The sequence below is a fragment of the Mycobacterium sp. genome, assembly GCF_036490025.1.
Taxonomy (GTDB): Bacteria; Actinomycetota; Actinomycetes; order Mycobacteriales; family Mycobacteriaceae; genus Mycobacterium.
In genome coordinates this window covers 1-18,588 of sequence record NZ_DASXEP010000027.1, presented here as the reverse complement: position 1 = coordinate 18,588, position 18,588 = coordinate 1, and the positions used below count along the sequence as shown (strand labels likewise).

The following is an 18,588-nucleotide window of genomic DNA, read 5'->3' as shown; positions in this document are numbered from 1 at the left end:
CCCGGCTGGGTTGGCCTGCCGCTGGCCGGCATCCAGACCCGCCTGGTCGACGACGACGACAAACCGGTGCCGCATGACGCGGAAACGATTGGGCGACTGCAGGTTCGGGGCCCGACCCTGTTCAACGGCTACCTGAACCGGCCGGATGCCACCGCGGAGGCCTTCGACGCCGACGGCTGGTATCGCACCGGCGACGCCGCGGTCATCGACGGCGACGGCATGCATCGCATTGTCGGCCGCGAGTCGGTGGACCTGATCAAGTCCGGTGGATACCGGGTCGGCGCGGGTGAAATCGAGACGGTGCTGCTGGGTCATCCGGCCGTGGCCGAGGCCGCGGTGGTCGGGTTGCCCGACGACGACCTGGGCCAGCGCATCGTGGCGTTCATAGTCGGTGAAGCCGAGCCGCAGGAGCTGATCGACTATGTGGCACAACAGCTTTCGGTGCACAAACGGCCTCGTGAGGTCCGGCTCGTCGACCAGCTGCCACGCAACGCGATGGGCAAGGTGCTGAAGAAGGAATTGCTGACCCGCGACTGATGACGCGCGGCGGGTGTGACACCTGCGCGCTTTTCTCCTACCGTCGTTAGCGTGCAAAGCCGCAGTGTCACACCGATGAGGCGCGTTGCCGCTGCATGCCTGGTCGGCTCGGCAATCGAGTTCTACGACTTCCTGATCTACGGCACCGCGGCTGCGCTGGTGTTTCCTACCGTCTTCTTTCCGCATCTCAGTCCCACACTGGGCACGATCGCCTCGATGGGAACGTTCGCCAGTGCGTTTCTGTCCCGGCCCATCGGCGCCGCCACCTTCGGCTACTTCGGGGATCGGCTGGGCCGGAAAAAGACGCTGATCGTCACGCTGATGCTGATGGCCGTCGCCACCGTGTCCGTCGGCGTAGTCCCCAGCACGGCGGCCATCGGTGTCGCAGCCCCGATGATCCTGATCGCGCTGCGGCTCCTGCAAGGGTTCGCCGTCGGAGGTGAATGGGCCGGCTCGGCGTTGCTGAGCGCCGAGCACGCGCCGGCCGACCAGCGCGGCCGGTACGGCATGTTCACTCTGCTCGGCGGCGGTACCGCCGGGGTGCTCTCCAGCCTGACGTTTCTGGGTGTCAACGTCAGCATCGGGGAGAACAGCCCCGCTTTCATGGCGTGGGGCTGGCGCATACCGTTCCTGATCAGCGCCGCCCTGATCGCGATCGCGCTGTATGTGCGTCTGCGGATCGACGAGACACCGGTGTTCGCCGAGGAAAAGGCGCGAAACGCAATAACCGCAGCGCCGATCACGGAATTGCTGCACCTGCAACGCCGGCAGATCCTGTTGGCCGCGGGCAGCATCCTGGGCGGCTTCGGCTTCGCCTACATGGGCAACACCTATTTGACCGCCTACGCCCATTCCAACCTCGGATACACCCGCAGTTTCATCTGGGCGGTCGGCGCGCTGGCCGGATTGGCGAGCATTGGGTCCGTCGCTTTCTCGGCCAGCCTGTGCGACCGCGTGGGTCGTCGTCGGATGATGTTGGTGGGCTGGGCCGGCTGCGTGCTGTGGTCGGTGGTGGTGATGCCGTTGATGGACAGCGGCCAACCCATGCTGTACGCCGTTGCCATCGTCGGCATGTCCGCGATCGCCGGGATCGGTTCCGGACCGACGGGCGCCTTCATTCCCGAGCTGTTCGCCACCCGCTACCGCTACAGCGGATCGGCGTTGGCGGTCAACCTCGCCGGCGTGGTGGGCGGCGCGTCACCGCCGCTGATCGCCGGCACGCTACAGGCAACGTTTGGCAGCTGGGCGGTCGGTCCGATGCTGGCCGTCCTGGCCTCGGCCAGCTTTGTGTGCACCTACTTACTTCCCGAAACCAGGGGAACCGCACTTGGTTCCCCGCGAGATGCCGACGGTGAGGCAGCGCGTCGGCAACTCGAATTGTCCGACGGTGCTGGGTAATTGGGGTCAGACCAGCACCTGGGTAGGCATCACCTTGGGTTTGACACCGTAACGCGGAGTGGCGAAGCCGTAACCGGCGCGGCCGGACGAGGCCACCGCGGGCATCCCGGTCGCCACGTTGGTCGTGCCGCCGGCTTGGTCGACGTCCGCCGTCCAGTCCGCGGCCGTTAGCGTCTCGGCGCTGGACTCAGGAGTGGCCGTCGACCATGCGGCGGGAACCGACATCCCGCCGACCGTCGATGCCTGGCCCAGATTGGCCAGCACCGGGGTCGCGGCCAGGCCGGCGCCACCCGCGGGCGTGACGGACCCGGCCAGTGCCGTGCCCAATCCGGCCCCCAGGGCCGCCGGAGCCGCGGCCGCGGCGGCGGACCCACCAGCGGAGGCGTTACTCGTCACACCAGTCACGATCGCCTGGAACCCGTTCCACGCGCCCGCGTTCGACCCCGCACCAATGAGTGCGACGGCGTCGTTGTAGATACCGATGTTGCTGCCCGAGGCGAACAGGTCGTTGAGGAAACCATTCGATGAGGACGACGACGCGGCGGGGGAGGCCAACCCTTGCATCGCCCCGGGCAGGCTGGAGACCAGCTGATTGAGCTGACTTTGGGTACCGGCGGTCGAGACCGCGGCGCCCTGGGCGCCGGTGCCGGCGGGGTTGGTGGTCGGCGACGGGGAGCTCAGTGGGTTCAGCGTGGCGGCGCTGCCCGAAGCGGCCGCGTAGCCGTACATGGCGGCGGCGTCCTGGGCCCACATTTCTGCGTACTGCGCCTCGTTGGCCATGATCGCCGGGGTGTTTTGTCCCAGGATGTTGGTGGCGACGAGGGCGGCCAGCTGAATGCGATTGGTCGCGATCAGCGGCGGGGCCACCGTCATCGCGAACGCGTTCTGGTAGGCGCCCGCCGACGCCATCGCCTGCGTGGCGGCGAGTTCGGCGGCCGCCGCGGTCTTGTTCATCCACCCCACGTAGGGCTCGACGGCTGCGGACATCGCCAGCGAGGCCGGACCCAGCCACTCCCCGCCGGCCAGCTCGGAGATCACCGACTCGTAAGAGGCTGCCGCAGTGCTTAATTCGGCGGCCAAGCTGTTCCAGCCCGCCGCAGTCGCCATCATCGGACCGGCCCCCGGGCCCGCGTAGATCAGCGCGGAGTTGATCTCGGGCGGGCGGGCTGCAAAATCGAAAACCATGTCGTTCTCCTGTTCGGTAGTAGGCGGCGTGCTAGACGACGGTCGATTTGGGCATCACCTTGGGCTTGATGCCGTAGCGCGGCACTCCAAGGCCGGAGGTTCTGCCGGTGGAGGCCATCGAGGGCACCCCGCCGGGCACCGTCGTCACCGGCGCGGCGTGCGCGGCGCTGGTCCAGCCTGCGCCGGCCAGCCTCGCCGGGGCCGGGCCGGCCGAATTGCCGGCATTCGCGGCCCAGCTGGGCGGCACCGACAACCCGCCGACCGCCGGGGCCTGGCTCACACCGGCCAGCACCGGCGCCGCGCCGACACTGGCCGGTTGCGGGGTTCCCACCGGCGAGAGTTCGCTCAGGCCCGCAGCTGGGGCGTCACTGACCAGAACGGCACTGTTGGTCTGCGTGGCCAACGGAATAAAGTCCGATGCCGCGGCGCCGAAATTTTGTGCGCCCGCGATTGCGCCGAAACCGGTATTGGTGAGCAAGCCCGGGAGGACGCCGAATTGCCCGAATTGGGTTAGCTGACCGATCGGCGAGAAGCCGCCCAGGCCCGCTGCGCCGGTGCTGGCCGAGTTAGCGGCCTCGGTGTCGCCGTAGGAGCCCGCGCTGGTCCCAAGCATCTGCACGAAGGCCTGGTGAATTGCCGTGGCTTGCGCGCTGACCTGTTGGTAGAGGTTGCCGTAGGCGCTGAACTGGGTTGCCTGCAGCGTCGAAATCTCGTCAGCGGCAGCGGGAGCCACGCCAGTGGTCGATGCGGCCGACGACGCGTTCTGCGCGGACAATGACGTGCCGATGCCTTCCAATTTGCCCGCGGCGAAGTCCAGCGCCTCAGGATGTGTGGTCACATAGGACATGTGAGTCGCTCCTTCAGTTTGGTGTCATAACGCCAAAGATTGCGTCGTCCCGCAATATACGGCGGTAAACGAAGCGAAGTCTGTGAGTCGACTGGATTTGCATTGTGGCCCAACGCCTCCCGAATCTCAGGCGGTGGCGCAGGGCTTGGCGGGAAGGAAAAACGTGGCCGCACACCCTACGGGGTGCGCGGCCACGCGTGCGGTGAAACGTCGCCTTTTGTTACACCAGAACGGATTTCGGCATCACCGTCGGCTTGACTCCGTACCGGGGCGTGCTGAAGCCGTGGCCACCGCGACCGGCTGAGGCCACCGCCGGCATGCCGGCCGCCACATTGGTCGTTGCCATCCCTTCTTCGGCCGGGGCGGTCCAACCCGAGCCGGCCAGCAACGAGTTACCCGCCCCCGGGGTGGCCGCGGACCAGCCGGCCGGCACCGACAACCCGCCCACCGAGGATGCCGAGGCCATCCCGGCAAGCACCGGTGTGGCGGCAAATCCCCCCACCGACCCCGCGCCGGCAAGGGCTGCCGGCGCTGCCGCGGCTCCGGTGCCCACCAGGCCGGCGGCCAGGCCGCCGGCGGCCGCCTCCCCCGCCGTTTTTGAATACAAGATCGCGGACGGGATGAGGGCGAACATCTGCCACGCGGCGGTGTCGATGATCCCGTTCGGAATTTGTGACACCAGGCTGTTGGCGAAGAAATCGTCGATGGGGTTGTCGGCCGCGGCCGCGGCCAGCGGGGTCGCCAGCGACTGCATGGCGTTGGGCGTGTTGGACACCAGCCCCTGCAGGCCCGCCGCCTGGGCGTTGGTCGCCGCACCCTGGGCGACCGCGGCGGATTGTGCGCCCTGCCCGCCCGGGTGGTTGGTTAGCGGCGGGGGAGTCAGCGGGCTCAGCGCGGCAGCGCTTGCCGACGAGCCGGCGTAGCCGTACATGGCGGCGGCGTCCTGGGCCCACATTTCGCCGTAGAGGGCTTCGGTGGCCATGATCGCCGGGGTGTTTTGTCCCAGCAGGTTGGTGGCGACCAGGGCGGCCAGCTGAGTGCGGTTGGCCGAGATCACCGGCGGCGGCACCGTCATGGCAAACGCCGTCTCGTACGCGGCCGCCGACGCCATGGCCTGGGTGGCTGCTTGGGCCAGCTCGCCGGCGGTGGTCTCCATCCACTCGATGTAGGGCTGGACAGCGCTGGCCATCGCCAGCGAGGACGGCCCCAGCCACTCGCCGCCGGCCAGTTCGGAGATCACCGACTGGGAGCCGGCTGCCGTCGTGCTCAGATCGGCGGCCGTGCTGTTCCAGGCCGCCGCGGCGGCCATCATCGGGCCCGATCCGGGTCCGGTGTACATGCGTGCGGAGTTGATTTCCGGGGGCATTGCTGCGAAGTCAAAAACCATTGCTCTGAACCTGTTCCTTAGTTGTTTGGTGGCTAGACGACGGTCGGCTTGGGCATCACGGTCGGTTTGACGCCGTAGCGTGGTGCGCCGATGCCATAACCCCCGCGCTGGGTCGAGGCCACCGACGGCGCTCCGGCGGGCAGGGTGTTCACCTGTGCGCCCTGCGGGGCTGCACTGGTCCAGCCGGCGGCCGGCATTGTCGCGGCGGTGGGATTCACCGTCCCGACCCCACCCCCGGCCCAGCTGGGCGGCACCGACAACTTGCCGATTGCGGATGCCTGACCGACGCCCGCCGACACCGGCATCGCGCCCAGGCCGGCGGAGCTCATCGGTGTCGCCGCCGCCGGGGCCGCTGCGCCGACGTCGCCGGTCAGGCCAACAGCATCGGTCGCGTCGAGCGGATCGGGGGCAAGGAACTGCCCCTGCGCCAGGTCGAGCATGTCCGACGAGGCGGCGGAGAAGTTCTGCGCCCAGTTGAACGGCGTGCCGATGGTCGCGCCGAAGTTGGACGGCAAACTTGGGTCTCCAGGAGCCGCCGGTGAACCACCGGCCAGTGAATTGAGAAGTCCCGTCAGCGAGGTCGAACCGGTGGCGGCCTGGTTGGTCGACTCGGTATCGCCGTACGAACCGGCATTGGACCCGAGGGTGTTGACCAGCATCTGGTGTATCGCCTCGGCCTGCTGGCTGACCTGCTGGTACCAGGTCCCGTAGGCGGAGAACTGCACGGCCTGCAGTGCCGACACCCCGTCGGCGGCTGCCGGAGCGACATCCGAAGTGGGTGTTGCCGCGGCCGCATTCTGAGCGGCCATCGCAGTGCCCAGGTGCTGCAGTTTGCTCGCCGCAGCCATCAACGCCGGCGACTGTGCGGTTACGAACGACATGAGTTTTTCTCCTTGTGGGTCGTGTTGTCATAAACAGCGGATGTTGGCGTCTGTTTCAGCCGACCTCCTGACGTGGTTGCTCGTCTTGTGTTTGTTTGGTAAGTGCGCTGCGGCAAAAACACTTTGACGGCGCAAGCCTCGGCCTTAGTGGCGGAGTGATGCTGTGAGAGCACCTCATGCACCAGGGCGGAGAAGAAGACCTCGCTAGTGGGCCCAGCGGGCATCGTCGGAACACGACCCACGGATTGCCAGATCGCGAGACGCCGACACAGTGCGTTGAAATCGCTTGGAGTGCAGATTGGTGTGAAAGCTCATGCCATCGATCACCGCGCGCCCGCCGCGCACCATAGTGGCGATCTTGATCGCATGCCGGTTGGAGTCCGACTGGGGGCACGGCCGGGGGCTGCATAACTTCACGGGCCACTTTCGGGTTGACAACTGTCCTGACGGGGTCGGTCCCACTGGTCACTGTGCTGGTATCCGGCGCCGGGTCCATGGCTACACCTGAGCGGCGTAACCAGGGCTGAATTGCATAGCGTGTTAACGGCTTCTTGATGGCGGGCCGAACTTTGAAGAGCATGGGACTGGGTCGGCGTGGCGTCAAAGGGCTGATGATCTTCAACGGGTGAATCTGATCGCCGAGCGGGCCGGACGGGTCAGCACTCGAGTGGGCGGCCCCTGCTGGCCTCGGCGGGATGTCGGTGCCGGCGTTACGGCTTCAAGCCGAGAGTCATGCCCAAACACCTGGTCGTCAAATCCCACACAGGAAGACCACCGACCACCGCGGAGTGCGTTGTGTCGGTGGTTTTTTCATCGCGGCACCATCGCCCGGCTCGCTCAGTCGTTTCGCGGCGGTGGTGGTGCGGTCTTGCTGTCTCTGAACCACGCCACCTTGGCGTGCCAGGATCGTGCGGACCCGTACGCGAAACCGATCGCGCCCAGACATGCACACAACCAAACGGGCAGGGTGATATCAATGCCGGCTTCAGCCGTAGTCACCTGTATCACCGTCGCTGCCACACCGAATGCGGCCGAGATCAAGTACAGGGTGGCCGTCACCGTCGAGCGAGGGTCTTTTCGCACGATCAGCATCACTCTGGCCGCGTAGCCGAACAGGTAGACGAGCAGGATTCCCAGCACGATCCAATAGGCGCCGAACGAGGCGGTGCTGACGTGAGCCGGAAACAGATCAGGGTGATAGCCCTCGTCGGCTGCAATGAACACCGCCACCAACACCGGAACACCCAGCCACAACGCGGCTCTAATGTGCCGACTGAAGATCCTGCGCCATTGGCCCTGGTCGCCGAGTCGCGCCAACCCGTGGTCGATGATCGACGCCGCAGCGACCATCAGGCAGATGTGGCCGAGAAGATCTTCGACATTCCATCGACGGAACACGTAGTGCAGGGGTGGCCCCAGGGTTGCCGATGCCCATGGCGACATGAGCAGCACGGCACATCCTTGCAGGGCGATGTTGAGGCTCGCATCGGCTTCCCAGCGGGAGCGCCAGGTCTCCCGGCGGATCCACAAGCTGTAGAAGACGGCGACCAGCGTAACGATGATCAGTGCGGACATCATTGTCGCAAGCGACTCCTTGGTTGCGGTCAGACCGGCGGTTTGCTGGGGTCGGGGCGCAGGTCGCGCAGTTTCGGCAGGCCGCGTGTTGATGCCACGTATTCGGTAACCGCTTCAAGCTGGATCAGCCCGAACCGGACGAGCAAGTCGATCGGGTTCAACCGTAGGTATTTGGCCGCCCTGATCAGGTTGTCCGCAGTGACCAACCTGTTCTCGCGAACCGCCTTGTAGTACGCCGATTTGCGGTACCCGAATGCCTCGTACACCTCGGAGGCGGCAAGGGGTCTCCCCACAAGGTAGGGAAGCACCACTGCCGGATCCTTGTCGCAGTCCTCCATGAGTAGACAATAACGCTGCTTTGTGGACGCACTCCAACAATACTGGGCGGACTTCCCCAGTTCGCTACCGAAGTCTACTTTTGTGAACTACAGTCCGCCTATGGAGACGCAGCGGACCACCCGTTCATTTTGGCCCGTCGTGAGCCGGCGGAACTCGGGGCAATCGGTGCGGAGATACGCGCGACAGGCAGTGATGGCAGGCGCCGCGGTACTGACGATCATGAGCGCCGTTGGCGGTGCCGACTCGGTTGCACGGGCCCACGCGGACGAACCGGGATGCGTCGTCAACGCGACGGACCAATGCCCGCAGCTGGCAGATGCGCCCAGACCGGACGCGCCGCGCGCACCCCACATTGAGCGTTTTTGCCAACCGGCGAGAATTGGCGCTTTCTGCTATCAACGCTGGGTGCACTGAATCCGCACGGGATCTCGTCTGCCTAGTTGGCGTGCAGGTCCTCGTTGAGCGCGATACCGCGCCCGTCGCGGGACACCACTTCGACCGCGCCGGTCAGCGAGTTGCGCCGGAACAGTAGGTTGCTACTGCCGCTCAGTTCGCGGGCCTTGATCGATTTCCCATCAGGCAGAGCAACTTTCGTGCCTGCGGTGACATACAGGCCGGCTTCGACGACGCAGTCGTCGCCCAGCGGGATCCCCAGCCCCGCGTTGGCGCCGAGCAGGCAGTGCTTGCCGATCGAGATCACCTCGGTGCCACCGCCGGACAGCGTCCCCATGATCGAGGCGCCACCGCCGATGTCGGAGCCGTCGCCGACCAGCACACCCGCCGAGATGCGTCCCTCGACCATCGATGCGCCCAGCGTGCCGGCATTGAAGTTGACGAAGCCCTCGTGCATCACCGTTGTCCCGGCTGCCAGGTGCGCGCCCAGTCGCACCCGGTCGGCGTCGGCGATCCGCACTCCGCTCGGCACGACGTAGTCGACCATGCGGGGGAACTTGTCCACGCCGTACACCGTGACCGGCCCGCGGCGGCGCAGCCGTGCCCGGACCGTCTCGAAACCCTCAATTGCGCACGGCCCGTGGTTGGTCCACACCACATTGGTCAGCACCCCGAAAAGACCGTCGGCATTCAGCCCGTGCGGCGTGACCAGTCGATGCGACAGCAAATGTAGCCGCAGGTAGGCGTCGTAGGCGTCGACGGCCCTATCGTCCAGCGAGCCGATCACGGTTCGCACCACGACCGTCTCGGTGTCGCGCTCGTCGTCGCGGCCGGCCAGCGCTGCCAGCTCCTGAGGCATCTCGGCCAGCGACAACCGCGTCGTGCCGCTCTCGCCAGACTCGATCAGTTCCGGTGCGGGGAACCAGGTATCGAGAACCGATCCGTTTGCGGCCAGCGTTGCCAGCCCAATACCCGAAGCTGCAGTCACGCGCCCCACGCTACTAGGTGCGTGTTGGGCGCGAGCAGACGCAGAATCGCATGCCGACGACCCCGCGCGTGCGATTCTGCGTCTGCTCGGCAGCGAAAAGTGACCCATTAGGCTGGGGTCGTGCTGGACCTACGCGGTGACCCGATCGAGCTGACCGCAGCCCTGGTCGACATTCCCAGCGAATCGCGGCACGAAAAACGCATCGCCGACGAGGTCGAGGCCGCGCTGCGGGGGCAGACTCCCCAGGCTTTGGGGTACGAGATCATCCGCAACGGCAACGCGGTGCTCGCCCGCACCGCGCTGGGCCATCCGACTCGGGTGCTGCTGGCCGGTCACCTCGACACCGTCCCGGTGGCCGGTAACCTGCCGAGCCGTCGCGACGCCGAATCGCTACACGGTTGCGGCACAACAGACATGAAGTCCGGTGACGCGGTCTTTCTGCATCTGGCCGCCACCGTCTCCGCTCCCGCGCACGACTTGACGTTGGTGTTCTACGACTGCGAGGAAATCGAGTCGACGGCAAATGGTTTGGGGCGCATCGAGCGTGAGTTGCCGGACTGGTTGACCGCTGACGTGGCGATCCTTGGCGAGCCGACCGGTGGGTACATCGAGGCGGGTTGCCAGGGCACGCTGCGGGTTGTCGTTTACGCCAACGGAACTCGTGCGCACTCGGCTCGATCATGGTTGGGCGACAACGCGATTCACAAATTGGGTGCAGCGCTGGATCGCCTCGCCGGTTATCAGCCCCGTAGCGTCGAGATCGACGGCTGCAGCTACCGGGAAGGATTGTCGGCGGTACGCATCGACGGCGGCGTTGCCGGCAACGTGATCCCCGACGCGGCGTCGGTGACGGTGAATTTCCGCTTTGCCCCCGACCGTTCGGCCGACGCCGCGCTGAATCACGTCCATGACGTTTTCGCCGGCCTCGACGTGCGGATCGAGCTGACCGACATGGCCGTCGGAGCGCTGCCCGGTCTGTCCAAGCCCGCGGCCAAGGCCCTGGTCGAGGCTGCCGGTGGGCAGGTGCGAGCGAAATACGGGTGGACCGACGTATCGCGGTTCGCCGCCCGGGGCATCGCCGCGGTCAACTACGGGCCCGGCGATCCCAACCTCGCGCACACCCGCGACGAGCTGGTGCCCGTACACCAGATCACCGACGCGTTGACCATGCTGCGGGGATACCTGAGCAGCTAAGCGCGCTGCGCCTGGGCCGACGCGTCGGCGGCCGCGGAATGCATCCCCCGGTCGGCCAGGTCGGCGGCCACCTCGGCCAGCGCGCCGGCATCGCCGTCGGTCAACGCCCGCGCGTGCGCCAACGTCAGTCGGCCCAACACGCAGTTCACCTCGACCGCCAGGCGCTGCGCCCGCTGCACGGCGCGCACATCGCCAAGCCGCACAGCGTCGTGCAGTGCGCGCAGTGCAATTGCCGACTGCCCGCCACGTTCCGCGGCCTGCACCGCCTCGCGGGCGGCTTCGATCGCGCCGGTCGCGTCGCGGCGGGCCGCCTTCGACCACGCCTTGGCCAAGGCCAATTCCGGAGCGAACAACGACGACTTCAGGCCGTGGCGGGACTCGGCCCGGCTCAACGCCTTCGCGGCCTCCAGCTGGTTGCCTTGCTGGCCGAGCGCCTGCGCCAGCAGCATCAACGACAGCGGGCCCCACGAGTAGCCGGTGCGCGCCAGCGGGTCGGCGGCCCGGCTCAGCAGCCGCACCGCCGTGTCGAAATCACCCTGCCCGATCGCCACGTAGCCCACCAGTGTCTCGCCGATCGCCCGGCCGGGCTGCTGCAGCTCGGCGAAGTCGGTGTGGCGCTCGGCCAGCGCCCGAGCCTCGGTCACCCGGCCCGCCATCATCAGCGCGGTGATCCGGCCGAAGCCGCTGGTGAACCGCAGCAGACCGGGATGGTCGGCGGCCGTTGCCCGTCGGGCCAGCGCTTCGACGTCGTCGAACTGTCCGGTGCGAGCCGAGCTCAGCGCTGCCGCCGAGGCTGCCCATCCCACCGCGACCTCGCCCGCGTGTGGCGATGCCAACACCTCGCCGGCGATGCGCAAGGTGCGCAATGGCGTGCCGGCGTTCATCGCAAAGGTTGCTGTCAGCGCGTCGACGGTGGCCTGAGCGGTCGGCGCCGAGATCCGGTTGCGGGTGGTCTGCAGAAACGCCGTGGCCCGCTCCGGTTCGCTGAGCATCCAGAACTGGTTGGCCGCCCGCGGCATTGCCCACTCCATCAGCTCGGGCTGTGACAGCTGCTCGGAGTCCACTGCGGCCAGCACCTCGTCGGCTTCTCGTCCGCGGCCCTGCCAGGCCAGCGCGTAACCCAACGCCAGCCGCGCGGCCAGTCCGCCCGAGCGGCCCAGCGCCGCATGCGCGAGACGCTCGGCCAACGCAAGCTCACCGAACCGCAACGCATGCTGGGCCGCGGCTACCAGATCGTCAACGGCGCCGGGGTCGTCGCTTTCGACGGCCAGCGCCGCCAGCCGCAGCCGGTCGCCGATGTGCGTGGGCGGGCGAGCGGCGAAGTGTTCGGCCAGCGACGTCCGCAACGCCCGGGCGGCGTCCGGCGCCAGCGTGGCACCTGCGCGGCCGGTGTAGAGCGGATGCGCCGCATAGACCATCGCGTCGCCATCGACGGCGACCGCACCCGCAGCTTCGGCCTGTTCGACGGCATCCTCACCCGCCAGCGCCGTCACATCGCCGCGATGCAGCGGCTCGGCCACCGACAGGTAGTCCAGCACCGTGCGCACCGGCGACGGCAAACCCGACAGGTAACCGTCGACCAGGGCGGGCAGTGTTGCATCGCCTGGTGCGCCGCCGGCCTGGATTAGGAGTCGCAGCGCCAGCGGGTTGCCCTTGCTGCGGGCAGCCAGCTCATTGTCCGGCGTTTGCAGCAGTGCCTCGATCGCCGTGGCGTCCAGTGGCTCGACCTCGATCCGGGTCAGCAGCTCATCGGCCCACAGCGCCGCGATGGCGTCCGGCAACCCGACGCCGGACGCGACGGTGACGATCAGCCGCGCCGAGCCGCTCAGCGCCAGCTGGTAGACCAGCGTGGCCGACAGATGGTCGAGGTGGTGTGCGTCGTCGACGACGAAAAGCCGCTGAACATCGCCGCCGGTCAGGTAGTCGTGGGCGGCACGCAGCAGCTCGGCCGGTCGGCCTGTCTCGGTGATGTCGGCGTCGGCCAGCAGGGCACGGAATGCGCCGAACGGGATGACCCGCTCGGTCGCGGTGCCCACCACCCTGTGCACGGAAGTCGACGGCGCGGCGAACGCCTCGGCGGCACTGTGAGCCAGCGACGTCTTGCCGGCCCCGTCGGCTCCGAGGATCGCCGCACCCGAAACCTGCGGATCATCCAAAGCGGCCGCGACCTCGCGTAGCAGGGCGTCCTGCGGCGCGGCAACCCAAGCACTCGGCACACGCCGGAGTTTATGGCCCCCGGTTGGTCTAGGTTGCGACTGTGCACCCCAAACGCGATGCACCTCATCCACGGACGGTTTGCGTGTACTGCGCGTCCGGCCCCACCCACCCCGAATTGTTGGCATTGGCCGCCGAACTCGGTGAGGCGATCGCCGAGCGGGGCTGGACCCTGGTCTGGGGCGGCGGCAACGTCTCGGCGATGGGCGCGCTGGCCACCGCCGCACGGGCCCGCGGCGGCTGGACCGTCGGCGTCATTCCCAAGATGCTGGTGCGCCGCGAAGTCGCCGACCATGACGCCGACGAGCTGATCGTCACCGACACGATGCGGGAGCGCAAACAGATCATGGAGGACCGCGCCGACGCGTTCATCGCGTTGCCGGGCGGTATCGGCACGCTGGAGGAGCTGTTCGAAGCCTGGACGGGCGGTTATCTCGGCACGCACGACAAGCCGGTGGTGATGCTGGACCCCGGCGGGCACTTCGACGGGCTGCGCGCATGGCTGCGCGGGCTGGTGGACAGCGGATACGTCTCGCAGGACGCGATGGATCGGCTGATGGTTGTCGACGACGTCGGCGCGGCCATCACGGCCTGCACACCCCGCTGAACGCCTTTGCTGCACCTGGATAGGCTGGCCGCCATGTCCGAACACAACTCCGACGACCACACATCGGTCGGGCTGATCGATATCGCGAGTCGGGTGCCGGGCCTGTTGACCGACGTTCCGGTGATCGTCCGCGGCGTGGTCACCGGGCTGCTGGCGCGGCCGACCTCCAAGACGTCGATCGGCAAGGTGTTCCAAGACCGTGCCGCCCGGCTGGGCGACAAGGTGTTCCTCAGATTCGGCGAGCAGCAGCTGACCTACCGCGAGGCCAACGCGACCGCCAATCGCTACGCCGCCGTACTCGCCGCGCGCGGTGTCGGTCGCGGTGACGTGGTGGGGATCATGCTGCGCAACTCACCCAATGCCGTGCTGATGATGCTGGCCGTGGTCAAGTGCGGCGCGATCGCAGGGATGCTGAACTACCACCAGCGTGGCGAGGTGCTGGCGCACAGCCTGGGCCTGCTCGACGCCAAGGTGCTGGCCGCCGAATCCGATCTGATCGATGCGGTGGACGAGTGCGGCTGGTCCGGAGTTGCCCCGATGGCCGTCGAGGAGATCGAACGACTGGCGGCCACCGCCCCCACCACCAACCCGCCGTCGGCGTCGGCCGTGCTGGCCAAGGACACCGCCTTCTACATCTTCACGTCGGGCACCACCGGTCACCCCAAGGCCAGCGTGATGACGCACAAGCGGTGGTTGGCCGCGCTCGCCGCATTCGGCGGACTTGGCTTGCGGCTCAAGGGTTCCGATACGTTGTACAGCTGTCTGCCGCTCTACCATAACAACGCGCTGACCGTCGCGATCGGATCGGTGATCAACTCCGGTGCGACCCTGGCGCTGGGCAAGTCGTTCTCGGCATCGCGGTTCTGGGACGAGGTGATTGCCAGCGACGCAACGGCTTTCATCTACATCGGTGAAATCTGCCGGTACCTGCTGAACCAGCCCGCCAAGCCGACCGACCGCGCGCACAAGGTGCGGCTGATCGCCGGCAACGGGCTGCGCCCGGAGATCTGGGACGAGTTCACTTCCCGGTTCGGCATCGCCCGGGTCTGCGAGTTCTACGCAGCCAGTGAAGGAAACACCGCGTTCATCAACATGTTCAACGTGCCCAAGTCGGCCGGCTGTGCGCCGATGCCGACGGCCTACGTGCAATACGACACCGACAGCGGAGCGCCGTTGCGCGGCCCGGACGGCCGGGTGCAGCGGGTACCGACCGGCGAGCCGGGTCTGCTGCTCAGCCCGGTCACCAAGCTGCAACCGTTCGACGGCTACACCGATCCAAGCGCGAGTGAAAAGAAGTTGGTGCGCAACGCTTTTCGTGACGGAGACTGCTGGTTCAACACCGGCGACGTGATGAGCCCGCAGGGCATGGGGCATGCCGCCTTCGTCGACCGACTCGGCGACACCTTCCGCTGGAAGGGCGAAAACGTTGCCACGACTCAGGTGGAACGGGCGCTGGGGTCCAACAAGTCCGTCGAGGAGTGCACCGTCTTCGGTGTGCAAATTCCGCGCACCGGCGGCCGCGCCGGAATGGCGGCGGTCAAGCTGCGCGACGGCGCTGAATTCGACGGAAACGCACTTGCCGAGACCGTCTACGCGCAGTTGCCGATGTATGCGCTGCCACTGTTCGTGCGGGTGGTGGAATCGATGGAGCACACCACCACGTTCAAGAGCCGCAAGGTGGATTTACGCGAGCAGGCCTATCATCTCGAAGGCGCCGGCCTCAAGGATCCGCTCTATGTGCTGGCCGGCCGAGACGAGGGCTATGTGCCCTTCTATGACGACTACCCCGACGATGTCGCGGCCGGTAAGCGACCGCACGGCTGATGCCCTCGCCACATCAGTAACTCGAGATGGGTGCCATCCTTTTTCGAAATCGTGGTCGTATGCGATATCGGCCCGTCGGTGATATCACCGGCGGTGCGAAATCGAAAAAAGAGAGTGCCCCCACTCAGCGACCGAAGAGGCTCGTGAGCCTTGTGGGGGCCAACGGGCACCATGGAAGCGTGCAGTCCACCATGTGCGGTCGCCGGGTCAGTGAGGATCGCGCACTGATCATGGCGATCGTCAACCGCACGCCGGACTCGTTCTACGACCGAGGCGCGAACTTCACCGACGACGCGGCCAGGGCGGCAGCGGCTCGCCTGATCGCCGAAGGCGCCGACGTGATCGACGTGGGCGGCGTCAAGGCGGGCCCGGGCGAGAGCATCGACGCCGAAGCCGAGACCGCCCGGGTGGTGCCGTTCATCGAATGGCTGCGCGACGCCTACCCCGATCAACTGATCAGCATCGACACCTGGCGTTCGGAGGTGGCCAGGCTGGCCTGCCGGGCCGGCGCGGACCTGATCAACGACAGCTGGGGCGGCTATGATCCCGCGATGCCCGTGGTGGCCGCTGAATTCGGAGCCGGCCTGGTGTGCTCGCACACCGGGGGCGCCCGGCCGCGCACCCGTCCGTTCCGGGTCAGCTACGGGACCAGCACGCGCGGCGTGGTCGACGACGTGATCTGCGAAGTCACCACCGCCGCCGAGCGGGCCGTCGCCGCCGGGGTGGATCGCGACCGCATCTTGATCGACCCGACCCACGACTTCGGCAAGAACACTTTCCATGGACTGGCGCTGTTGCGTCACATGGAAGACCTTGTTAACAGCGGGTGGCCGATATTGATGGCGTTGAGCAACAAAGATTTCGTCGGGGAGACTCTTGGGGTGGACCTGACCGAGCGACTGGAGGGAACCCTTGCCGCGACTGCGCTGGCGGCGGCGGCGGGCGCGCGGATGTTCCGGGTGCATGAAGTAGGGCCGACCCGACGGGTGTTGGAAATGGTGGCGTCGATCCAGGGGCAACGGCCCCCGACGCGCACGGTGAGAGGACTGGCATGACGGCATCAGAGCTGGTCGACCTCGCCGCTGCGGGTGCGCTGGCCGCCCTGCCCGGCGACGTCTGGCTGGCTGACCGAAGCTGGACCCGGCCGCAGTGGACGATCCACGAGCTGGAGGCGGCCAAGGCCAAGGCCGGCCGAACCATCTCGGTGGTGCTGCCCGCCCTCAACGAGGAAGACACCGTCGAATCGGTCATCGAGAGCATCGCGCCGGTGGTCGGCGGGCTGGTCGACGAGCTGATCGTGCTCGACTCGGGATCCACCGACGACACCGAGATCCGGGCGATCGCCGCCGGCGCGCGGGTGGTGACCCGCGAACAAGCGTTGCCTGAGATCGCGACGCGGCCCGGGAAGGGCGAGGTGCTGTGGCGCTCGCTGGCGGCCACCAGCGGCGACATCGTGGTGTTCGTCGACTCGGATTTGATCGATCCGCACCCGATGTTCGTGCCGCGGCTGCTCGGGCCGCTGCTCACCGAGGATGGCATTCACCTCGTCAAGAGCTTTTATCGGCGGCCGCTGAACGTCAGCGACGCCAGCGGCCGCGAGGGCGCAACCGGCGGTGGCCGGGTCACCGAGCTGGTGGCGCGACCGCTGCTCGCGGCGCTGCGGCCCGAGCTGGGCTGTGTGTTGCAGCCGCTGGGCGGCGAATATGCGGCCACCCGTGAACTGCTGACGTCGCTGCCATTCGCCCCCGGCTACGGCGTGGAGATCGGTCTGCTGGTCGACACCTACGACCGGCTGGGCCTGGACGCGATCGCGCAGGTGAACCTCGGCGTGCGGGCGCACCGCAACCGGCCGCTTGCCGAGCTGGGACCGATGAGCCGCCAGGTGGTGGCGACGCTGCTCTCCCGCTGCGGCATCCCCGACTCCGGCGTCGGCCTGACCCAGTTCTTCGTCGACGGCCCGGACGGTATGAGCTACATGCCGCGCACCTCGGCGGTATCGCTGGCCGACCGGCCGCCGATGAACGCCCTCCGACCGCGCTGAAAGGCCTGCACGCCGACGTCGGACCGATAAGGCAATATCGGTGCCGTGGCGTTGGTGTTGCTCTACGTGGTGGTGCTGGTCCTGCTGGCGATCGTGCTGTTCGGGGTGGCCAGTCTGCTCTTCGGCCGCGGCGAGCCGCTGCCGCCGCTGCCCAGGGGGACGACGCCCACGGTGCTGCCGGCCTCCGGTGTCACCGGCGCCGACGTCGACGCGGTCAAGTTCACCCAGACGCTGCGCGGATACAAGACCAGCGAGGTGGACTGGGTGCTGGACCGGCTCGGCCGCGAACTCGACCAACTGCGCGGCCAGCTGTCCTCGGTGCACGCCGCGGCCGCCGCCGAGGCGGAAGCTGACGACGCGCCGCGCGCCGCGGATGTCGAGGACGATCAGGAGCCGACATGACCGCGTCCGAAGACGACCTGGTTCGCTGCGACTGGGCGGTCGGTCGGCCCGGCGGCGCGGACTTCCTGCTGTACCGCGATTACCACGACAAGGAATGGGGCCAACCGTTGCGCGGGCGGGTACCGCTGTTTGAGCGGATGAGCCTGGAGGCCTTCCAAAGCGGTCTGTCCTGGTTGACCATTCTGCGCAAGCGGGAGAATTTCCGGCAGGCCTTCGCCGGCTTCGACATCGAGAAGGTCGCCCGCTTCACCGATGCCGACGTGGTCCGGCTGATGGCCGATCAGGGCATCGTCCGTAACCGCGCCAAGATCGAGGCGACCATCGCCAACGCGCGGGCTGCCGCCGACACCGAGGTCGACCTCTCCGAGTTGCTGTGGTCGTTCGCGCCGGCGCGCCGACCGAGGCCCGCGACCCTGGCTGACGTTCCCGCGACGACGGCGGAATCCACCGCAATGGCACGCGAATTGAAGCGCCGCGGATTCCGCTTCGTCGGTCCCACGACCGCGTACGCCCTGATGCAGGCGACCGGGATGGTCGACGATCATCTGCGGGCGTGCTGGGTGCCTTCGGCACCTCGGTGAAACGCCGAGCCGGAGGTCGTGCACACCCACCGGCGCGGATAGGGAACAATGAAAGGGTGAATGTGCAGTTGACGGGCCAGCTCGAATCTGGAGGGAGCGCTCGATGGCGGCGATGAAGCCCCGGACCGGTGACGGTCCACTGGAAGCGACGAAGGAGGGGCGCGGCATCGTGATGCGGGTACCGCTGGAGGGCGG

General features: G+C 67.6%; 18 protein-coding genes. 10 read left to right on the top strand and 8 right to left on the bottom strand.

Annotation, left to right across the window (positions count from 1 at the left end; all coding sequences use genetic code 11):
• Together VGG53_RS03070 and VGG53_RS03065 are read left to right on the top strand one after the other, a co-directional pair.
• The coding region (locus tag VGG53_RS03070; protein ID WP_414688868.1) for an AMP-binding enzyme at positions 1–537 on the top strand (537 nt) is incomplete at its 5' end.
• A 75-nt stretch (positions 538–612) separates the two neighbouring features.
• The gene (locus VGG53_RS03065; protein ID WP_331516520.1) at positions 613–1,935 is read left to right on the top strand and encodes an MFS transporter; all 1,323 of its coding nucleotides are present in this window, start codon (positions 613–615) and stop codon (positions 1,933–1,935) included.
• 6 nt (positions 1,936–1,941) lie between these two features.
• Here the strand turns inward: VGG53_RS03065 and VGG53_RS03060 are convergent, their stop codons facing one another.
• The 7 genes from VGG53_RS03060 to dapD all read right to left on the bottom strand — a co-directional run bounded on the left by VGG53_RS03060 (position 1,942) and on the right by dapD (position 9,539).
• On the bottom strand, positions 1,942–3,120 hold the full coding sequence (locus tag VGG53_RS03060; RefSeq protein ID WP_331516519.1) for a PPE family protein: 1,179 nt from the start codon (positions 3,118–3,120) through the stop codon (positions 1,942–1,944).
• Positions 3,121–3,151: 31 nt separating this feature from the next.
• A complete protein-coding gene (locus tag VGG53_RS03055; protein WP_331516518.1) occupies positions 3,152–3,967 on the bottom strand; it encodes a PPE family protein, SVP subgroup in 816 nt (271 codons plus the stop codon).
• A gap of 220 nt (positions 3,968–4,187) precedes the next feature.
• Positions 4,188–5,354, bottom strand: coding sequence for a PPE family protein (locus VGG53_RS03050; protein ID WP_331516517.1), 1,167 nt, complete (start codon positions 5,352–5,354; stop codon positions 4,188–4,190).
• A gap of 32 nt (positions 5,355–5,386) precedes the next feature.
• On the bottom strand, positions 5,387–6,235 hold the full coding sequence (locus VGG53_RS03045; RefSeq protein ID WP_331516516.1) for a PPE family protein, SVP subgroup: 849 nt from the start codon (positions 6,233–6,235) through the stop codon (positions 5,387–5,389).
• Between the two features lie 837 nt (positions 6,236–7,072).
• A complete protein-coding gene (locus tag VGG53_RS03040; protein ID WP_331516515.1) occupies positions 7,073–7,813 on the bottom strand; it encodes a hypothetical protein in 741 nt (246 codons plus the stop codon).
• Positions 7,814–7,839: 26 nt separating this feature from the next.
• Positions 7,840–8,148 (bottom strand): hypothetical protein, encoded by a 309-nt coding sequence (locus VGG53_RS03035; protein ID WP_331516514.1) that lies wholly within the window; start codon positions 8,146–8,148, stop codon positions 7,840–7,842.
• Positions 8,149–8,585: 437 nt separating this feature from the next.
• Positions 8,586–9,539, bottom strand: a complete 954-nt coding sequence (gene dapD, locus VGG53_RS03030) for a 2,3,4,5-tetrahydropyridine-2,6-dicarboxylate N-succinyltransferase (RefSeq protein ID WP_331516513.1) — start codon at positions 9,537–9,539, stop codon at positions 8,586–8,588.
• A gap of 111 nt (positions 9,540–9,650) precedes the next feature.
• Between dapD and dapE the strand changes: the two genes are divergently transcribed.
• The gene (gene dapE / locus VGG53_RS03025) at positions 9,651–10,724 is read left to right on the top strand and encodes a succinyl-diaminopimelate desuccinylase (RefSeq protein ID WP_331516512.1); all 1,074 of its coding nucleotides are present in this window, start codon (positions 9,651–9,653) and stop codon (positions 10,722–10,724) included.
• On the opposite strand, the gene VGG53_RS03020 is transcribed toward dapE, so the two are convergent.
• On the bottom strand, positions 10,721–12,940 hold the full coding sequence (locus tag VGG53_RS03020) for an AAA family ATPase (RefSeq protein ID WP_331516511.1): 2,220 nt from the start codon (positions 12,938–12,940) through the stop codon (positions 10,721–10,723). The two genes, dapE and VGG53_RS03020, sit on opposite strands and share 4 nt — an antisense overlap.
• A gap of 41 nt (positions 12,941–12,981) precedes the next feature.
• On the opposite strand from VGG53_RS03020, the gene VGG53_RS03015 reads away from it, so the two are divergent.
• The 7 genes from VGG53_RS03015 to VGG53_RS02985 form a co-directional block, all read left to right on the top strand.
• The gene (locus tag VGG53_RS03015) at positions 12,982–13,545 is read left to right on the top strand and encodes a TIGR00730 family Rossman fold protein (protein WP_331516510.1); all 564 of its coding nucleotides are present in this window, start codon (positions 12,982–12,984) and stop codon (positions 13,543–13,545) included.
• A gap of 33 nt (positions 13,546–13,578) precedes the next feature.
• Complete coding sequence (gene fadD6, locus VGG53_RS03010) at positions 13,579–15,369, top strand: long-chain-acyl-CoA synthetase FadD6 (RefSeq protein WP_331516509.1); 1,791 nt, start codon at positions 13,579–13,581, stop codon at positions 15,367–15,369.
• A gap of 191 nt (positions 15,370–15,560) precedes the next feature.
• Entirely contained in the window at positions 15,561–16,424 is an 864-nt protein-coding gene (gene folP / locus VGG53_RS03005) for a dihydropteroate synthase (RefSeq protein ID WP_331516522.1), read from the top strand.
• Positions 16,421–17,410: a glucosyl-3-phosphoglycerate synthase gene (locus VGG53_RS03000; protein WP_331516508.1), complete on the top strand. Its 990-nt coding sequence runs from the start codon at positions 16,421–16,423 to the stop codon at positions 17,408–17,410. Before folP ends, VGG53_RS03000 begins: the two co-directional genes overlap by 4 nt.
• A 45-nt stretch (positions 17,411–17,455) precedes the next feature.
• Positions 17,456–17,812: a DivIVA domain-containing protein gene (locus VGG53_RS02995; RefSeq protein ID WP_331516507.1), complete on the top strand. Its 357-nt coding sequence runs from the start codon at positions 17,456–17,458 to the stop codon at positions 17,810–17,812.
• Positions 17,809–18,393, top strand: a complete 585-nt coding sequence (locus VGG53_RS02990; RefSeq protein ID WP_331516506.1) for a DNA-3-methyladenine glycosylase I — start codon at positions 17,809–17,811, stop codon at positions 18,391–18,393. Before VGG53_RS02995 ends, VGG53_RS02990 begins: the two co-directional genes overlap by 4 nt.
• A gap of 103 nt (positions 18,394–18,496) precedes the next feature.
• Positions 18,497–18,588: DUF3117 domain-containing protein (locus tag VGG53_RS02985; RefSeq protein WP_331516521.1), on the top strand; the 92-nt coding region annotated here is incomplete at its 3' end.